At 57.5% G+C, this 17,493-nt stretch carries 16 protein-coding genes; 6 read left to right on the top strand and 10 right to left on the bottom strand.

The window, feature by feature from the left end; genetic code table 11:
- Nucleotides 1-69: 69 nt before the first annotated feature.
- Nucleotides 70-783 carry a sulfotransferase-like domain-containing protein gene (locus ARCT_RS0122665; RefSeq protein WP_027242129.1) on the bottom strand — a complete coding sequence of 238 codons (714 nt, stop codon included), beginning with the start codon at nucleotides 781-783 and terminating at the stop codon, nucleotides 70-72.
- Nucleotides 783-1,709 (bottom strand): D-amino acid aminotransferase, encoded by a 927-nt coding sequence (locus ARCT_RS0122660; protein WP_027242128.1) that lies wholly within the window; start codon nucleotides 1,707-1,709, stop codon nucleotides 783-785. The genes ARCT_RS0122665 and ARCT_RS0122660 overlap by 1 nt, the downstream gene beginning before the upstream one ends.
- Before the next feature lie 140 nt (nucleotides 1,710-1,849).
- On the opposite strand from ARCT_RS0122660, the gene msrA reads away from it, so the two are divergent.
- The gene (gene msrA / locus ARCT_RS0122655; protein ID WP_027242127.1) at nucleotides 1,850-2,515 is read left to right on the top strand and encodes a peptide-methionine (S)-S-oxide reductase MsrA; all 666 of its coding nucleotides are present in this window, start codon (nucleotides 1,850-1,852) and stop codon (nucleotides 2,513-2,515) included.
- Between the two features lie 102 nt (nucleotides 2,516-2,617).
- On the opposite strand, the gene ARCT_RS0122650 is transcribed toward msrA, so the two are convergent.
- Complete coding sequence (locus ARCT_RS0122650; protein ID WP_027242126.1) at nucleotides 2,618-3,490, bottom strand: ribokinase; 873 nt, start codon at nucleotides 3,488-3,490, stop codon at nucleotides 2,618-2,620.
- 4 nt (nucleotides 3,491-3,494) lie between these two features.
- A complete protein-coding gene (locus tag ARCT_RS0122645) occupies nucleotides 3,495-5,750 on the bottom strand; it encodes an NADP-dependent malic enzyme (protein WP_027242125.1) in 2,256 nt (751 codons plus the stop codon).
- Nucleotides 5,751-5,927: 177 nt separating this feature from the next.
- On the opposite strand from ARCT_RS0122645, the gene mutS reads away from it, so the two are divergent.
- Nucleotides 5,928-8,546 (top strand): DNA mismatch repair protein MutS, encoded by a 2,619-nt coding sequence (gene mutS, locus ARCT_RS0122640; protein ID WP_205855567.1) that lies wholly within the window; start codon nucleotides 5,928-5,930, stop codon nucleotides 8,544-8,546.
- Nucleotides 8,547-8,654: 108 nt separating this feature from the next.
- On the opposite strand, the gene ARCT_RS0122635 is transcribed toward mutS, so the two are convergent.
- Together ARCT_RS0122635 and hrcA are read right to left on the bottom strand one after the other, a co-directional pair.
- Entirely contained in the window at nucleotides 8,655-9,215 is a 561-nt protein-coding gene (locus ARCT_RS0122635) for a nucleotide exchange factor GrpE (RefSeq protein ID WP_027242123.1), read from the bottom strand.
- Between the two features lie 11 nt (nucleotides 9,216-9,226).
- On the bottom strand, nucleotides 9,227-10,294 hold the full coding sequence (gene hrcA, locus ARCT_RS0122630; RefSeq protein ID WP_027242122.1) for a heat-inducible transcriptional repressor HrcA: 1,068 nt from the start codon (nucleotides 10,292-10,294) through the stop codon (nucleotides 9,227-9,229).
- Between the two features lie 142 nt (nucleotides 10,295-10,436).
- Here hrcA and rph point away from each other — a divergent pair, with 142 nt between their 5' ends.
- From rph to ARCT_RS0122610, 4 genes are read left to right on the top strand one after another with little or no spacing between them, the layout of a single operon-like run.
- Complete coding sequence (gene rph, locus ARCT_RS0122625; RefSeq protein ID WP_027242121.1) at nucleotides 10,437-11,150, top strand: ribonuclease PH; 714 nt, start codon at nucleotides 10,437-10,439, stop codon at nucleotides 11,148-11,150.
- Nucleotides 11,147-11,761: an RdgB/HAM1 family non-canonical purine NTP pyrophosphatase gene (rdgB, locus tag ARCT_RS0122620; RefSeq protein WP_027242120.1), complete on the top strand. Its 615-nt coding sequence runs from the start codon at nucleotides 11,147-11,149 to the stop codon at nucleotides 11,759-11,761. Before rph ends, rdgB begins: the two co-directional genes overlap by 4 nt.
- Nucleotides 11,754-12,908, top strand: a complete 1,155-nt coding sequence (gene hemW, locus ARCT_RS0122615; RefSeq protein WP_027242119.1) for a radical SAM family heme chaperone HemW — start codon at nucleotides 11,754-11,756, stop codon at nucleotides 12,906-12,908. The genes rdgB and hemW overlap by 8 nt, the downstream gene beginning before the upstream one ends.
- 24 nt (nucleotides 12,909-12,932) lie before the next feature.
- Complete coding sequence (locus ARCT_RS0122610; RefSeq protein WP_027242118.1) at nucleotides 12,933-13,286, top strand: YbaN family protein; 354 nt, start codon at nucleotides 12,933-12,935, stop codon at nucleotides 13,284-13,286.
- Here ARCT_RS0122610 and ARCT_RS0122605 read toward each other — a convergent pair whose 3' ends face one another.
- From ARCT_RS0122605 to mnmG, 4 genes are read right to left on the bottom strand one after another with little or no spacing between them, the layout of a single operon-like run.
- Complete coding sequence (locus ARCT_RS0122605) at nucleotides 13,287-14,183, bottom strand: ParB/RepB/Spo0J family partition protein (RefSeq protein WP_027242117.1); 897 nt, start codon at nucleotides 14,181-14,183, stop codon at nucleotides 13,287-13,289.
- Nucleotides 14,184-14,197: 14 nt separating this feature from the next.
- Nucleotides 14,198-15,007 carry a ParA family protein gene (locus tag ARCT_RS0122600; protein ID WP_027242116.1) on the bottom strand — a complete coding sequence of 270 codons (810 nt, stop codon included), beginning with the start codon at nucleotides 15,005-15,007 and terminating at the stop codon, nucleotides 14,198-14,200.
- A complete protein-coding gene (gene rsmG, locus ARCT_RS0122595; protein ID WP_027242115.1) occupies nucleotides 15,000-15,620 on the bottom strand; it encodes a 16S rRNA (guanine(527)-N(7))-methyltransferase RsmG in 621 nt (206 codons plus the stop codon). Before rsmG ends, ARCT_RS0122600 begins: the two co-directional genes overlap by 8 nt.
- Nucleotides 15,617-17,491, bottom strand: coding sequence for a tRNA uridine-5-carboxymethylaminomethyl(34) synthesis enzyme MnmG (mnmG, locus tag ARCT_RS0122590; protein WP_027242114.1), 1,875 nt, complete (start codon nucleotides 17,489-17,491; stop codon nucleotides 15,617-15,619). The genes rsmG and mnmG overlap by 4 nt, the downstream gene beginning before the upstream one ends.
- Nucleotides 17,492-17,493 lie beyond the last annotated feature (2 nt).

The raw sequence follows: 17,493 nt of genomic DNA, 5'->3' as shown, positions 1-17,493 counted from the left end.
TTCATCTTACCCTAAATACCTTGGGGGGAGCGCCTTTGGCGCGGGGGGCAAAGCCCCCTCCTGCCTTGCTCAGATCTTTTGCGCTTTCATTGCCTCATAATAGGGCATGGCCGCCTCCAACACCGGACGCAAATCATCCGGCACCTTTGGCAAAGCCCCTTCCGCCCCGGCAAATCCGGAGGAATTCCACACCGCCCCATACCAAACCGGCGCCCAGACGCCATCCCTGGGATGCCCCCCCTTGGGCCAGCTCAGCATCTTTGGCGAGAATGGCAGACCAAGCCTTTCACAAAGCTGCTCCAGCTTGGAGGCAGGGTCTTCGCGGATATCATGGCTGTCGACAACAACCGGTTTCTGACCCCAGCTCCGGCACAGATCAAACAGCTCTGCCTGCTGGCGAAAGCCGATATCATCCAGCACCGGATTTTCCCGTTTGGCCGCATATGAGGCGATGACCCGCGCCGGGTGACGGATCAGGAACACATTTGTCACCTGCCGCATCCAATCGCGCGGCACCCCGTCAATCATGTGCTGTGTCATGTGTTTTTGATAAAAATAGGGCTTTGCCGCCGGCACAGGCCCCACCAGCGCCTCTGCAACCTCATTGGCGTCTTGAGACTGGCTCTCCAGGATGTCTTCCCGCATGGGATGCTGTAAACCAGTCAAGGCCAGATAGGCCGCATAAAAGGGCTCATCCACCACTGCGCAATCGCCGCGATTGCCAAAGGCATACATCATTGCCGTAGACAGGTTGCGCGGCCCGGACCACATGGCAATCCGCATCAGGCGCACTCCGCTTCGATCATGGCTTTATAAAGCCCCCGAATGCGTTCGGTGACCGGTCCCATTTCACCACTGCCAATCTGACGCCCGTCAATGTCGCCAACCGGAGTCTGGGCGCCAAAGGTACCCGTGAGAAAGGCCTCATCGGCCCCATAGGTATCAACCAGAGAGTAGTTGCGCTCAAACACCGGGATGTCATTGGCGCGGCACAGGTCGATAACCTTTTGCCGCGTGATGCCATTCATGCAGTAATCCCCGGTCGAGGTCCAAACCGCGCCGCTGCGGACGATGAAAAAGTTACAGGCATTGGTGGTGTTCACAAAGCCATTCACATCCAGCATCAGACCTTCGTCAGCGCCTGCCTTTTCGGCGGCAATACAGGCCAGGATGCAGTTCAATTTGGAATGAGAGTTGAGTTTTGGGTCCTGGGTCATCGGCAGGCCCCGCAGATGCGGCACCGTGGCCAGCCGGATCGGGCGCGGCAGATTGGGCTTGGAATGTTCCATGATGATCACCATGGTCGGCCCCTGCTGCGACAGCGATGGATGCTGGAAGGGGCGGGTTTTCACCCCGCGGGTGATCATCAGGCGTGCATGGGCATCCGAGGTCATCCCATTGGCCTTTTGTGTCTCTAACACGGCCCTTTTGACGCCATCTCGATCCAGCCCAATGTCCAGATCAATCGCCTTTGCTGCCTCGAACAGGCGATCAAGATGGTCGTCGATAAAGGCCCAGGTCCCATTATACAGACGCAATCCTTCCCAGACGCCATCCCCCAGCATAAAGCCGCTGTCATAGACACTCACCCTGGCCTGGGCCTTGGGGACGATTTTACCGTTCAGATAGATCAGGATCTCTTCGTTGCGCTGATCTTCTGTCGCCTGATGGGTGCTCATTTTCTCGGACTTGCTCGGATTTTCTGACATGGGAGTTCCTTTTTCCGCAGGCTAGAAGGATTGGATCCAATTTCCAAGCGGTAACTTGCGCTCACCTCCCTGTGACATTTGATGACACAGGGTTGAGCCAGACCCGCAACCCCGGCAATTTGGTCAAAACGGAGGCCAGAATGCAGATTTTCAAAACCCTGAAGCCCATCGCCCTTACTGTCTTTATGCTGCTTGCCCTCGTGCTGCGCGGGCAGCAGGCTGAGGCCCAGACAGCAGAAACCCTCACGGTTGCGGGCGGCTGTTTCTGGTGTGTTGAAAGCGATTTTGAATCAGTCCCAGGCGTGATCGACGCCGTTTCGGGATACACCGGGGGACACACAAAGAACCCGACATATGGCGAGGTTGGAAAGAGCAACACTGGCCATTTTGAGGCCGTTGAAATTCGGTTTGACCCCAGCCGTGTCAGCCGCGCCGATCTGCTGGATCTGTTTTTCCGCTCTGTCGATCCCACTGATGCAGGTGGTCAGTTCTGCGACCGAGGTGAGACCTATCGAACCGCTGTTTTTGTCTCTAACACGGATGAAAGGGCACTGGCAGAAAACGCACTGGCCCAGGCTGAGGCTGCGTTGGGACAAAAGATTGTCACGCCGATCCTGGATGCCGCCACCTTTTATCGCGCCGAAGAGTACCATCAGGATTATTACAAGGGGAGCAAGCTGATTTTTACCCGGTTTGGGCCCAAACGTCAGGCTGCAGCCTATAAACGCTACCGTCAGGCCTGCGGGCGTGATGCCCGTGTGGCACAGCTGTGGGGAGACGCCGCCGCCTTTGCCAAGGATCACTGAGGACACGGCCGTCAGGACACGGGAAGGGGGCCAGCCCCCTCTTGCGCGTTGCGCAATTCACCCCTGGGATATTTTTGGCCAAATGAAACCGGTAGCAGCCAGTTAAAAGCGGGCGTTTTGGACTTCTTTCAGATCCGGGATGACATCTGCGGTGCCGTGACGTGTTACCATCAGTGCCGCTGCCCGCGCGGCCAGGGCCATTGCTTGTGGCATCGGCAGGCCCCGGTCCAATCCCGACAGTACATAGCCCGTAAAGGTATCGCCGGCCCCTGTGGTATCAACCGGTGTGACCGGCAGGGCCGCCACATCCCTGGCCTGGCCAGAGCTGGCGCTATAATGCCGGGCGCCCCGGGCGCCAAGGGTGACAATAACGTCGCAGACGCCCAGCGCATCCGGAGATTTTCCCGTCGCCTGTTGCAACTGCTCGGCCTCGACTTGGTTCAGGAACAACAGATCCAGGTAGGGCAGAACCTGGCGCACCGCCTCGGCTTCGAAGGGCGCGGCGGCATAGGCCACCTTCAGGCCCAGATCCCGGGCCATTTTAGCGGCTTCGGCCTGCATATTGGTTTCATTTTGCAGCACCAGAATATCGCCGGCATTGGCGGCGCTAAGCGCCTGGCCAATCTGATCGCCTGAGATCCCCCGATTGGCGCCGGGATAGAGGATGATTTGATTCTCTCCAGCCTGGTCCACCGCGATGATGGCATGGCCGGTGGGCAGATCCAGTGTCGCAATGGAGCGGGTATCGACGCCATATTCCATCAGACGTGCCACAGCCCAACCGCCTTCGGGGCCAACCGCGCCGATGTGGTGCACATGTGCGCCGGCGCGGGCGGCGGCGACCGACATATTGGCCCCCTTGCCGCCCAGGAACTGGTCCAATCCAGTTGCCGCCAGAGTTTCACCAGCGACTGGAAGATGCGGCATGGTGTAGACCATATCCGCATTGATTGAGCCCAGGTTCCAGATTGCCATGGTTTTACCCGATGTTACAGGCTGCCAGGACGGCCATGTTCAGCACGTCATTGGCAGTGGAGGTGGTGGAACAGATCTGGATCGATTTATCGACACCGGAGAGGATTGGACCCACAACCGTGGCGCCCCCCATTTCCTGCATCAGCTTGACCGAGATCGACGCCGAGTGCCGCGCTGGCACGATGAGAATATTCGCCGGGCCGGTCAGACGCTGGAAAGGGTAGGCCTGTTGTGCCGCAGCGTTCAGCGCCACATCGACGGTCATCTCGCCTTCATATTCAAAATTCACTCCGCGTTTATCCAGTACGGCTGGCGCGAGATGCATTTTCTCTGCCCGCTCCGAGACCGGATAGCCAAAGGTCGAGAAACTGACAAAGGCCACCCGAGGATCAAGACCCATGTGGCGGGCAACGCCGGCGGCACGTTCGGCAATATTGGCCAGGTCGTTCTCATCGGGCCATTCATGCACCAAGGTATCGCCAATCAGAACGATGCGACCCTTGTGCAACAGCGCGGTAACGCCAGCAGCGCCATGGGAACTATCCGCATCAAATACGTGGTTGATCTGGTCCAGAACATGCGCCGATTTTCGTGTCGCACCGGTTACCAGCCCGTCACCATGGCCATGGGCCAGCATCAGAGCCGAGAATACATGGCGGTCGCGCCCCACAAGGCGATGCACATCCTTGCGGTCAAATCCCTTGCGCTGCAGGCGTTTGTAGAGGAACTCCTTATAGACATCAAAATGCAGGGTGTTGGCGGCATTGACGATTTCAAGCTCGCGCACAGCGTCGCTGAGCCCTGCCTCTTCCAGCTTTTGTTTGACATCCTCGGAACGCCCCACAACCAGGGCCTTGCCAAAGCCAGAGCGCTGATAGTTTACGGCGGCGCGCAGAACCCGCGGGTCATCGCCCTCAGCAAAGATCATCCGGCTTTGTGCTGAGCGTGCCCGCGCATTCAGCCCGCGCAGGATAGAAGCCGTCGGATCCATCCGGCCTTTGAGACCAATCTCATAGGCCTCCATATCAATGATGGGACGCCGCGCAGCACCGGTATCCATGCCGGCCTTGGCAACCGCGGGGGGGATGCGGTGGATCAGGCGCGGGTCAAAGGGGGTGGGAATGATATAATCCCGGCCAAAGGTCAGCGATTTGCCATAGGCAAGCGCCACCTCGTCTGGCACGTCTTCGCGTGCCAGGCCCGCCAGCGCATGGGCGCAGGCGATTTTCATCTCGTCGTTGATGGCGCGGGCGTGAATATCCAGCGCCCCGCGGAAGAGATAGGGGAACCCAAGCACGTTGTTGACCTGGTTGGGGTAGTCCGAACGACCCGTGGCGACAATGGCGTCAACCCGGACCTCATGGGCCTCTTCCGGAGTGATTTCCGGATCCGGGTTTGCCATCGCAAAGATCACCGGATTGTCTGCCATCTTGGCAACCATCTCCTGGGTCACGGCGCCCTTGACCGAAACGCCGAGGAAAACATCGGCGCCCTCCATGGCCTCTTCCAATGTGCGCAGCTCAGTGGTGATGGCATGGGCCGATTTCCACTGGTTCATCCCCTCGGTACGGCCCTGGTAGATCACACCTTTGGTGTCGCAAACGGTGCAGTTTTCATGCCGCGCCCCCATGCGTTTCAGCAGCTCGATACAGGCGATACCTGCTGCCCCTGCCCCGTTCAGAACGATCCGCACATCTTCGATCTTTTTGCCCGAAATATGCAGCGCATTGATCAGGCCAGCGGCACAGATCACCGCAGTGCCGTGCTGGTCATCGTGGAAGACCGGGATATCCATCTCTTCCTTCAGCTTTTGCTCGATGATGAAACACTCTGGCGCCTTGATGTCTTCAAGGTTGATACCGCCAAAGGTCGGCCCCATCAGACGCACCGCTTCGATGAATTTATCCGGATCTTCGGTGTCCAGCTCGATGTCGATCGAGTTCACATCGGCAAAGCGTTTGAAGAGAACGGATTTCCCTTCCATCACCGGCTTGGAGCCCAGGGCACCCAGGTTGCCAAGGCCCAAAACAGCCGTCCCGTTTGAGATAACCGCCACAAGGTTGCCCTTGTTTGTATAGTCATAGGCGGTCTCGGGGTTGGCAGCGATGGCCTCGCAAGGCACTGCAACACCGGGCGAATAGGCCAGCGACAGATCGCGCTGCGTCGTCATCGGGACAGTGGCGTTGATCTCCCATTTCCCTGGCGTCGGATCCAGGTGAAAGGCAAGGGCTTCTTCGTCGGTAATCTTCGCTTTGGGCATCGTTTCTGTCGTTCTTTTCTATGGGGCTGCTCTAGGGGGGCTGGGACTTCATAGCCCAGCCCGGAGGTTGCCACAACGACTATACGTTTTCACCTTTCGCCGCAGGTCCGCGGTTTGTATGGTCCGACGACAAAAATACCGAAGTTGCGGAGATCTCCCTTGGCCACAGTCACGCCCATGATGGCGCAATACCTCGACATCAAGGCACAGTATCCAGATGCGCTGCTGTTCTACCGGATGGGCGATTTCTACGAGATGTTCTTTGACGATGCGGTCAACGCCGCCGAGGCGCTGGACATCGCCCTGACAAAACGTGGCAAACACGAGGATCAGGACATCCCCATGTGCGGTGTGCCTTTTCATGCCGCCGAAGGCTATCTCTTGACGCTGATCCGCAAGGGCTTTCGCGTCGCCGTCGGTGAACAGCTGGAAACCCCCGCCGAGGCCAAGAAACGCGGTGGCAAATCGGTGGTTAAACGCGACGTGGTGCGGCTGGTCACGCCCGGCACCCTGACAGAGGACTCGCTGCTCGAGGCCCGCCGCCACAATTTTCTCGTCTCCTATTCCGAACTGCGCGATGAGGCCGCCCTGGCCTGGGCCGATATCTCAACCGGTGCCTTTCACGTGATGCCCATCAGCCGCCTGCGTCTTTCCCCGGAACTGGCACGCCTGGCCCCGTCAGAGCTGATTGTTGCCGATGGCCCCAACTTTGAAGCGGTCTCCCCGCTGGCCGAGGAATATAAAATCCCCCTGACACCGCTCGGCAAAGCCAGCTTTGACAGCACTGCAGCGGAAAAACGGATCTGTGGCCTGTTTGGCGTCAGCGCGCTTGATGGTTTTGGCAGCTTCACCCGTGCCGAGATTTCGGCCATGGGGGCGCTGATTGACTATCTCGAGATCACCCAGAAGGGCAAACTGCCACTCCTGCAACAGCCGATCCAAGAAGCCCAGGACCGTGTGGTGCAGATCGACGCCTCCACTCGCGCCAGCCTGGAGCTGACCCGTTCTCTCTCTGGCGCCCGGGCCGGCTCCCTGCTCTCCGTGGTGGACCGCACTGTTACCCCCGGCGGCGCACGGCTGCTGGAACAGCGCCTCTCCAGCCCCTCGCGAAATTTGGATGTGATCAATGCCCGGCTTGCCGCGCTCGATTTTGCGGTAGAACGCGCGCAGCTCTGTGAGGACCTGCGCGACGCCCTGCGCAAAACCCCAGACCTGGACCGCGCCCTGTCACGCCTGGCTCTGGAGCGCGGCGGCCCGCGGGATCTCGCCGCCATCCGCAACGGGTTGGGCCAGGCCCGCGCCATCGCCGACAGAAACGCCAGCGAAGACCTGCCGCCGATGGTCATGGCCGCCACCACCGATCTCACCGGGTTTGATGCTCTGCTGGACCTGCTGGATGCCGCCCTGGTGGCCGAGCCCCCGCTTTTGGCCCGGGATGGCGGCTTTATCGCCTCCGGCTATGATCAAGACCTGGATGAGGCCCGCACCCTGCGCGACGAAGGTCGCTCCATTATTGCCAGCATGCAGCAGGAATATGCCGCCCATACCGGCATCACCTCGCTGAAAATCAAACACAACAATGTGCTGGGTTATTTCATTGAAACCACAGCCACCCATGCGGATAAAATGCTCTCTGCACCGCTGTCGGAAAAATACATCCACCGTCAAACCACCGCAAATCAGGTCCGCTTCACCACGGTCGAGCTCAGCGAGATCGAGACCCGGATCCTGAACTCCGGAAATCACGCGCTAGAGATCGAAAAGCGGCTCTATTCTGCGCTTTCTCGTGCAATACTGGACCAGGCTGCGCGCCTGAATGGTGCCGCACGGGGCCTGGCAGAGCTGGATCTCCTGACCGCGCTGGCCGATTTGGCGCGCGGCGAGAACTGGGCGCGACCCCGCGTTGATGCCTCCCGTGCCTTTGCCATCACAGGCGGACGTCACCCGGTTGTGGAACGGGCCCTGCGGCAGCAAGGCGGCGCTACATTTGTTGCCAATGATTGTGACCTCTCTGCCACCAGCGGTGCGGCTGTCTGGCTTTTGACTGGCCCCAATATGGCGGGTAAATCGACCTTCCTGCGGCAAAACGCGCTGATTGCTCTCCTGGCCCAGATGGGCAGCTACGTGCCAGCCGAAACCGCCCATATCGGCCTGGTCAGCCAGCTGTTCAGTCGCGTTGGTGCCTCAGATGATCTGGCGCGGGGCCGCTCGACCTTCATGGTGGAAATGGTTGAAACCGCCGCCATCCTCAACCAGGCGGACGACCGTGCCCTGGTCATCCTCGACGAAATCGGTCGCGGCACCGCCACCTATGACGGGCTCTCCATCGCCTGGGCGACGCTGGAACACCTACACGCGGTGAACCAGTCCCGCGCCCTCTTTGCCACCCATTACCACGAATTGACCCAGCTCTCGAACACGCTGTCCGGCGTTGAAAACGCCACTGTCTCGGTTAAGGAATGGGACGGCGAGGTGATTTTCCTGCACGAGGTCAAAAAAGGCGCGGCAGATCGCTCCTACGGGGTGCAGGTGGCACAGCTGGCCGGTCTTCCTGCCAGCGTTGTTGCCCGTGCCCGCGATGTGCTGGATCTGCTGGAACAGGGCAGCCGCGAAGGGGCCGGCGCCAAGATCCAAATCGACGACCTGCCACTTTTTGCTGCTGCCCCGCCACCGCAGCCAAAACCCACTGCGGGTCCGTCTCCTGTGGAACAGCTGCTCAGCAGCCTTCACCCTGACGAACTCTCGCCACGTGAAGCCCTGGAGGCCCTCTACCGCCTGAAAGAGGCCAGCAAATAACCAGAAAATGAAAGAGCGGCTGCCGATGGGGCGCCGCTCTTTCATCTTACTAAAAATACCTGCGCCGCAGGCACGGGTCCCAACGGACCCGTTCCCTTGCAGCTGCCATCAGGCCGGGGTGGAGGACACACCAACCTGGGCCGGCCGTAACAGCCGGTCATGCAGCATAAAGCCCTCAGCCGAGACCTGAATGATATCGCCGGCCTTGGTGCCAGGCACCGGAGCTTCAAACATCGCCTCATGGAGCTGCGGATCAAAACGATCGCCAACCTGCGGTGACACAACCCGCACCCCATGTTTTTCAAACACACCAACAAGCGCGCGCATGGTCAGCTCAACACCCTCGATAAGCGCTGCAGAAACTTCCTTCTGCTCATCCGTGGCCGATTCAACCGCGCGCTTCAGGTTGTCAAACACCGGCAGCATGTCACGCGACAGTTTTGAACCGCCATATTGTTCGGCCTCGCGACGTGCCTTGTCACCGCGTTTGCGAGAGTTTTCGGCATCCGCCAGTGCGCGCATAAACCGGTCTTTATACTCGTCGCGCTCTGCCCTCAGCTCATCCAACTCAATCGCAGCATCGTCCATTTCAGCCATTTCCGCCGCCAGCTCTTCAGCTTCGACATTTGCGATATCGTCCAAAAAATCGTCGTTTCTGGGCTCTGCCATTTTTTCAACCTCTAGCTCCGGTCAGAAAGCAATTTCCCAACCAGTTGCGCCGTGTAATCCACAATCGGCACAATCCGTCCGTAATTCAGGCGAGTCGGGCCAATCACCCCAACCGCGCCAATGATCTTTCGATCAGAGTTCATATAGGGAGAGACCACCAAAGAGGAACCCGAAAGTGAGAAAAGTTTGTTCTCTGAGCCGATAAAAATGCGCACACCCTCGCCCTCTTCGGTCAGTTCAAGAAATTCAGCAATATCTTGCTTGCGCTCCAGGTCGTCAAACAGGCTGCGAATAAGGTCAAGCTCCTCTGGCACACCACCGCCCTCCCCCAAGAGATTCGCCCGCCCCCGCACAATCAGGCGCGCCTTTTCGCTATCGTCTTCCTCCCAGGCAGCCAGCCCGCTTTCGATCATGTCCTGCGCCAGGACGTCAATCTCCTGCCGGCGGGCATCAATCTCTTTTTGCATGTCGCGTCGCACCCCGCTCAAAGTGCGTCCCTCAATCAGCGCATTGAGGAAATTAGCCGCCTCGCGCATCGAACTTGGGGTCTGGCCCGGTGGCGGGGTAAACAGGCGGTTTTCCACATGGCCGTCGGAAAACACCAAAACCACCAGCGCCCGCTCCTGTGCCAGCGACACAAATTCGATATGGCGGATTTCGCTTTCCTGTTTGGGCGTCAACACCAGCGAAGCGCCCTGGGTCACCCCAGACAGGGCAGCACCTACCCGGTCCAGCATACCACCAACATCTCCAGCGTTTTTGCCAAGAGTGGCATCAATCCTTTCCCGGTCATGGGCCCTCAGGTCCTCGACCTCCAGCAATCCATCGACAAACATCCGCAAGCCACGCTGCGTGGGGATACGGCCGGCACTGACATGAGGGCTGTCCAACAGACCGAGGAATTCGAGATCCTGCATCACATTGCGCACCGTCGCGGCGCTGACTTTCTCATTCAGGGATCGCGTCAGGGTCCGGCTGCCCACCGGTTCGCCACTTTCAAGATAGCTTTCAACAACCGTCCGGAACACCTCGCGGGAGCGGTCATTCATGTCACTGAGAATTTCTTTGGCGTTTGTCATGTGCGATTTTACGGTCAAGCTCTGTATTTTGGGAAGCCCAGGCTCCAATTTGCATTAAAGAGCGACAAGGGAAAAGGTCAATCATGCTTGCATCCCCGCTATCTCGGCGGCTATCGGATGGGCAGCAAAAAAAGGATAGCCCATGCGCCCCTCCAAGAGAGATCTAAATGAAATGCGCCCCGTCTCGATCGAGACCGGTTTCACCAAACATGCCGAAGGCTCCTGCCTGATCAAGATGGGTGACACCCATGTGCTGTGCACCGCCAGCCTGGAACCCCGGGTGCCGCCCTTTATCAAAGGCTCTGGATTGGGCTGGGTCACTGCAGAATACGGTATGTTGCCCCGCGCCACCAATACCCGCATGCGTCGCGAAGCCGCCGCCGGCAAACAGGGTGGCCGCACTGTTGAAATCCAGCGCCTGATTGGCCGTGCCCTGCGCGCCGGCGTTGACCGCGTTGCCCTGGGTGAGCGTCAGATCACCATCGACTGCGACGTCCTGCAGGCCGACGGTGGCACCCGTTGCGCCGCAATCACCGGCGGCTGGGTGGCCCTGCGTCTGGCTGTGAATAAGCTGATGAAAGCCGGCGACGTGAAAATTGACCCGCTGATGGATCCGGTCTCGGCAATTTCCTGTGGCATCTATGCCGGCCAGCCAGTGCTTGACCTGGATTACCCAGAAGATTCCGAAGCAGGCGTTGACGGCAACTTTATCATGACCGGTTCTGGCAAACTGATCGAAGTTCAGATGTCGGCAGAGGGGTCAATCTTTTCGCGCGATCAGATGAACCAGCTGATGGATCTGGCCGAAAAGGGCACCGCCGAGCTGGCGGCACTACAAAAGGCAGCCTGCGCATGAGACGCAAATTTGAAGGCGACCAGATCCTGGTCGCCACTCACAACAAGGGCAAGCTGCAGGAGATCACCGAGATCCTTGCGCCCTTTGGCGTCAAGGTTGTCGGCGCGGCAGAGATGAACCTGCCGGAACCGGAAGAAACCGAAGATACTTTTGTTGGCAATGCCCGCATCAAGGCCCATGCAGCAGCGCAGGCCACCGGCCTCCCTGCCCTGTCGGATGACAGCGGTATCACCATTGATGCGCTGGATGGCGCCCCTGGTGTCTATACCGCCGATTGGGCCGAGACCGGCAATGGGCGTGATTTTATGATGGCAATGACCCGCGCCAATGATGAAATCACCGCAAAGGGTCCAGATGCCCCGCGCAGCGCCCAGTTCCGTTGTACCCTGGTACTGGCCTGGCCCGACGGACATGACGAAGTATTCGAAGGCGTCATGACGGGTGATCTGGTCTGGCCCATTCGCGGCGAGGGCGGGTTTGGCTATGATCCGATGTTCATGCCCACAGGCTATGACGTGACCTGCGCCCAGATGGACAAGGATGAAAAAAATCAGATCAGCCATCGCGGCCGCGCAGTCAGCGCCTTTATCAAGGGCTGCTTTAGTGGATGATTGGCGGCAGGGGGGCTTTGGCCTATATGTGCATTGGCCCTTTTGTCAGGCCAAATGCCCCTATTGCGACTTCAACAGTCACGTCACCGCAAATATAGACCAGAAACTATGGGTTAGAGCCTATCTTAGTGAACTCAAAAGAGTCTCACACAGGGTCGATGACAGGGTTTTGAACTCGATCTTCTTTGGCGGTGGTACCCCCTCGCTGATGATGCCCGAAACCGTTGCAGCCGTGATCGAGGGCGCACGTGAAATATGGCCCTTTGCCAATGACATCGAGATCACTCTTGAAGCAAATCCCGGCTCGGTAGAGGCCGGTCGTTTTGCCGGATACCGCGACGCCGGAGTCAACCGCGTCTCGATGGGCATTCAAGCCCTTAATGACGCAGACCTACGCCGTCTCGGCCGCATTCATTCCGTAGCCGAGGCCCGCGCCGCATTTGACATTGCCCGCAACTGTTTTGACCGCGTCAGTTTTGATCTGATCTATGCGCGTCAGGGACAGGACCTGACCCATTGGAAGAGCGAACTTTCCGAAGCCCTGAACATGGCGATTGACCATCTGTCGCTTTACCAGCTCACCATCGAGGAAGGCACCGCATTTGGCGACCGCTACGCCCGGGGCAAGCTGCGCAACCTGCCCACAGACGACACAGCCGCAGATATGTATCAAGCCACGCAAGAGATCTGCGCGGCCCATGGCATGCCCGCCTATGAGATCTCCAACCATGCCCGCCCCGGCGAGGAATCTCGCCACAACCAGATCTATTGGCGCTATGGGGACTACCTTGGCATTGGTCCGGGGGCCCATGGCCGTGTGACGCTCAACGGCCAGCGCTACGCCACCGAAACCCATCGCGCCCCAGGTGCCTGGCTTAAAGCCGTGGCAGATGGCTCTGGCGAAAGCCTATGCCAGGCCCTACCCCGTGAAGACACCGCAATCGAATACATGATGATGTCGATGCGTCTGGCAGAGGGAATGAATATCCCGCGCTATGCCGCGCTCTCGGGACAGGATCTGCCACAGGATCGAGTTGATGACCTTGTTAATCTTGGCATGGTGACTATCTCGGATCAGGTTATCCGCGCCACAGATCAGGGCCGAGCAGTGCTCAACGCGGTGCTGCGCGAACTATTGGTTGATTGACCCATTTGAAGTTGGATTAAGCTGATGAGATTTCTCTATGCCGCGCTTGGGTTACTGTCACTGGGTATGGGCATCATAGGGATCGTTCTGCCACTTCTGCCCACTGTGCCTTTCCTGCTGCTGGCCACCTTCTTCTTTGCCAACTCCTCCGAGCGCCTGCATACTTGGCTGATCGGCCATCGCACGTTTGGCCCCATGATCCTCGATTGGAACGAACGTGGCGCCATCCGACCCGCCGCAAAAAAGGCGGCAACCCTGTCGATTGCCGCCGTTCTACTTCTGTCGCTGATCCTGGGAGCGCCCTCCCATGTGCTAGTTATTCAGATCGTCGTTTTGACGGCAGTCCTGACCTTTATCTGGACTCGCCCCGGCGCCTGACTATTTGCTCAAAGTATTACAAATCTCATCCAGCTGATCGAGGGTCTCATAGCTGATGGTGACAGACCCGCTTTCACCACCGGCCTTGTGATCAATCGAAACCTTCATCCGCAGGATTGCTGAAAGATCCCCTTCCAGCGCCTTTGTATCTGCATCCTTATCCGCTGCTTGCTGTGGTTTTCGCGGCGCCGAAGCCTGAAATCCAGCCGCATCCTTTTTCACCAGAGCTTCGGTTGCGCGGACCGAGAGACCACCTTTGACAATCTTCGCCGCCAGTTCGGAGGCATTGTCCGAGGTGATCAAAGCCCGCGCATGGCCCGCCGACAGCTTGCGCTCATTGACCAGGGCGCGCACGTCCTCTGGCAGGTGCAACAGACGGACCAGATTGGCGATATGGCTACGACTCTTTCCCAGGGCCTCTGCCATGCGTTCCTGAGTATGGCCAAAACGCTCCATCAGCTGTTTGTAACTCTGAGCCTCTTCCATTGCGTTCAGATCAGAGCGCTGAATGTTTTCAATGATGGCAACTTCCATCATCTCAACATCGGAGTAATCGCGAATAAGAACGGGTACTTCGTGCAGTTGTGCGGCCTGGGCCGCGCGCCAGCGCCGCTCACCCGCGACAATTTCATACATAGCGCCGTCCCGAGGCCGCACGATCAGAGGCTGCAAAACCCCCTTTTCCTTGATCGATGCCGTCAGATCATCAAGATCCTCCTGCAGGAACTGGCGACGCGGCTGGTCTGGATTGGCGATCACCTTCTCAATCGGCACCAAAACCTCAGCATTTCGGGCCGCTTGCACCTCTGTGCTGACCGGTTCCGAATTTACATCCGCCATCAGGGCAGACAGGCCACGGCCCAATCCGCGGGGTTTGTTTCTCTTGGTGTTTGACATTTTTTACTCCGCTCTCACGCCACGACTGGTTGGTTATTTGATATCAACTCTGCAGCCAAAGCACGGTAGGCCTTTGCCCCCAGAGAGTTGCTATCATAGTTGAGCACCGGCAAAGCATAGGATGGTGCCTCGCTGACCCGCACATTACGCGGAATTTTGGTTTGGAAAACCAACTCACCCAGGTTGTCCCGCGCGTCCTGTTCAACCTGCTGCGACAAATTATTGCGCCGGTCAAACATAGTCAAAACAACCCCTTCAATCCGCAGGTCAGGATTGGCGGATTGCCGCACTTCACGAATGGTGAGAAGCAGTTGCGAAACCCCCTCCAACGCAAAGAACTCACTCTGCAATGGAATCAACACCGAATGGGAGGCAACCATCGCGTTAACGGTCAAAAGATTAAGCGAAGGTGGGCAGTCGATCAGCACATAGTCCCAATCGTATTCGTCCATTGCCGTCTGCCGCAACGCGTCATGCAACAGAAAGCTCCGCTTTTCATTGGCAAAAAGCTCAATATCAGCCGAGCTAAGATCCACAGTTGCTGGAATTACGCAGAGATCTTCGATTTCTGTAGTGCGAATCACTTCATTTAGCGGCGCATCATCTACCAACAGATCATATGTAGTGGCATCACGGTCAGCACTATCGATTCCCAAACCGGTAGAAGCATTGCCCTGCGGGTCCAGATCCACCACCAGAACCCGCAGCCCGGTTTCAACCAAGGCTGCGGCGAGGTTGATTGCTGTTGTTGTTTTACCCACCCCACCCTTCTGATTTGCAACCGCGATAATTCGAGGCCCATCCGGGCGGGATAAATCAGGCACGAGTGACTCCCTTGATCTTAAGAATAACTGCTTCAGTCTCAGTCAAACTTGTAATTGGTTCGACATCGAATCTCCATCTCTGAGCAGCCTTATCCACTTCTTTTTTCCAGTTTGCCCCTTTTGGAAACACAGCTGTGCCGTTTTCGGCAAGATGGCGCTGTGAAAATTCAAGAAGCGTATCAAGATCAGCAACCGCGCGAGCAGACAAAATGCCAGCATTCTGCGGAGCAGCCTGTTCGATCCGTTCGGTCAACACAGAAATTGGCACACCACATTCCCGTGCTGCCGTTCGCAGAAAGGCCGATTTACGCTGATCGCTTTCGATCAGAGTAACCTTGGTTTGTGGTGAAGATTCTGCAGCCATGATAGCAACAACAATCCCCGGAAAGCCGCCGCCACTCCCGATGTCCAGCCATGATTCCCCCGCATCCTCGATACAGGTAAAAACCTGAACCGAATCGACGATATGCCGCCGCCAAAGATCTGGGAGACTATTTTTGGACACCAAATTGATTCGCGGATTCCACTTGAGCAGAACCTCTTCGAACTTTTCCAACCGTTCTATTGTTTCACGTGAAACATTCAACTGGTCCAGCAAAGCTCTATCGTTCATCCAAGTTTCTCCTGTGAACGCATATTCTTTCGCAGCCGAGCCAGAACCAGCGCCAGCCCTGCTGGGGTCATCCCATTGATACGACTGGCCTTTGCCAGGGTTCCCGGTCGTGCGACAGACAGTTTTTGTTGCAACTCCGCAGAGAGACCTTCGATGGATGTGTAGTCAAAATCATCAGGGATTACATGACCTTCATCACGCTTAACCGCTGCAACCTCTTTTTCCTGGCGCGCGATATAATGCACATATAGCGCATCCCGCTCCAACTGCCGTCGTGTCACAACATCGGCCTCCTCACATTCCGGCAGCAAAGCAATTACATCTTCGAAACACACATCTGGGAAGGCAAGAACTTCAAAGCCCGTTCTCTTGTTGCCATCTTGATTAACATGGATGCCCGCTTCGGAAATTTGTTTTGGTGTGAAGACCGTAGTTTCCAGGCTGGTCCGCGTCGCGTCCAGGCGGTCCATCTTTTCAGTGAAAGCTGTGGTTCTCTCCTCAGAGATACAACCCGCTTCGATAGCAAGGGGCGTTAGCCGTTGATCTGCATTATCAGCGCGCAGCGACAGGCGGAACTCGGCCCGTGAGGTAAACATTCGGTAGGGTTCAGTAACCCCATGCGTCGTAAGATCATCGACCATCACACCAATATAGCTATTGGCGCGGCCGAACATCACCGGTTCCTGATCCCGGCATTTGGCGGCAGCGCTCAGGCCGGCAACCAGACCTTGCGCCGCTGCCTCCTCATATCCTGTGGTTCCGTTGATCTGCCCCGCTAGATATAGCCCCGGAACATCCTTGAGTGATAGATCCAGTGATAACGACCGTGGATCAATGTAGTCATATTCAATCGCATATCCCGGCTGAAGAATCTCGGCCTTTTCCAACCCGACGATCGAACGAACGTAATCTTCCTGTACATCCACCGGCAGGCTGGTGGAAATTCCGTTGGGATAGACGGTAAAATCTGTGGCGCCCTCTGGCTCCAGAAAGATCTGATGTGAGGTTTTGTCAGCAAACCGAACAATTTTGTCTTCGATAGAGGGGCAGTATCTAGGGCCAACACCGTCTATGTGTCCACCATACATGGCGGATCGGGAAAGATTTTCCCGAATAATCTCATGCGTTTTTTCATTCGTGTGGGTGATACCACAGACGACCTGTTTGGCGGACAATGCCTTGGTCATGAAAGAAAAGAAGGTCGGATCCTCATCTCCAGGCTGGCCTTCCAGAATGTCCCAGTTGATCGTACGCCCATCCAGGCGCGGTGGCGTACCAGTTTTCAGTCGACCCATTGGCAGTTCAAAACTGTCCAACCGCTCCGCCAGCTTGACCGAAGGTCGGTCCCCCATCCTGCCACCGGGCTTTGACACATCACCAATGTGGATTACCCCCCGAAGGAAGGTGCCCGTGGTCAGGATCACAAACTTGCTGTGAATTTCACTTCCGTCCGACAGCACCACACCGCAAACCCGCGCGCCCTGCATCAGAAAGTCTGTGGCTTCGCCTTCAATGATCCTGAGGTTTTCCTGCGATTCACAACGATTCAGCATCTCTCGCCGGTAGATGCCTCGATCAGATTGCGCACGTGGGCCCTGGACTGCGGGGCCTTTGCGGCGGTTGAGTAGTCTGAACTGAATGCCGGCAAGATCAGCCACCTGCCCCATAACTCCGTCCATGGCGTCAATCTCACGGACCAAATGCCCCTTACCCAAACCACCAATGGCCGGGTTGCAGGACATCACGCCAATTCCATCGCGTGTCAACGTGATGAGCGCCGTCCGAACGCCCATGCGCGCCGAAGCATGAGCTGCCTCGGCCCCGGCGTGACCTCCACCAATGACAACGACATCAAAATCTGAATGTTTCACGT

It is taken from the genome of Pseudophaeobacter arcticus DSM 23566 (genome assembly GCF_000473205.1).
In the GTDB taxonomy this organism is placed as follows: domain Bacteria; phylum Pseudomonadota; class Alphaproteobacteria; order Rhodobacterales; family Rhodobacteraceae; genus Pseudophaeobacter; species Pseudophaeobacter arcticus.
The sequence above is the reverse complement of the archived record's forward strand: the minus strand, read 5'-3'. Positions and strand labels throughout refer to the sequence as shown.

Coding starts and splice junctions, on each gene's coding strand:
- ARCT_RS0122665 (WP_027242129.1), bottom strand. CDS start 783: ATGCGGATTGCCATGTGGTCCGGGCCGCGCAACCTGTCTACGGCAATG.
- ARCT_RS0122660 (WP_027242128.1), bottom strand. CDS start 1,709: ATGTCAGAAAATCCGAGCAAGTCCGAGAAAATGAGCACCCATCAGGCG.
- msrA (WP_027242127.1), top strand. CDS start 1,850: ATGCAGATTTTCAAAACCCTGAAGCCCATCGCCCTTACTGTCTTTATG.
- ARCT_RS0122650 (WP_027242126.1), bottom strand. CDS start 3,490: ATGGCAATCTGGAACCTGGGCTCAATCAATGCGGATATGGTCTACACC.
- ARCT_RS0122645 (WP_027242125.1), bottom strand. CDS start 5,750: ATGCCCAAAGCGAAGATTACCGACGAAGAAGCCCTTGCCTTTCACCTG.
- mutS (WP_205855567.1), top strand. CDS start 5,928: ATGATGGCGCAATACCTCGACATCAAGGCACAGTATCCAGATGCGCTG.
- ARCT_RS0122635 (WP_027242123.1), bottom strand. CDS start 9,215: ATGGCAGAGCCCAGAAACGACGATTTTTTGGACGATATCGCAAATGTC.
- hrcA (WP_027242122.1), bottom strand. CDS start 10,294: ATGACAAACGCCAAAGAAATTCTCAGTGACATGAATGACCGCTCCCGC.
- rph (WP_027242121.1), top strand. CDS start 10,437: ATGCGCCCCTCCAAGAGAGATCTAAATGAAATGCGCCCCGTCTCGATC.
- rdgB (WP_027242120.1), top strand. CDS start 11,147: ATGAGACGCAAATTTGAAGGCGACCAGATCCTGGTCGCCACTCACAAC.
- ARCT_RS0122610 (WP_027242118.1), top strand. CDS start 12,933: ATGAGATTTCTCTATGCCGCGCTTGGGTTACTGTCACTGGGTATGGGC.
- ARCT_RS0122605 (WP_027242117.1), bottom strand. CDS start 14,183: ATGTCAAACACCAAGAGAAACAAACCCCGCGGATTGGGCCGTGGCCTG.
- rsmG (WP_027242115.1), bottom strand. CDS start 15,620: ATGAACGATAGAGCTTTGCTGGACCAGTTGAATGTTTCACGTGAAACA.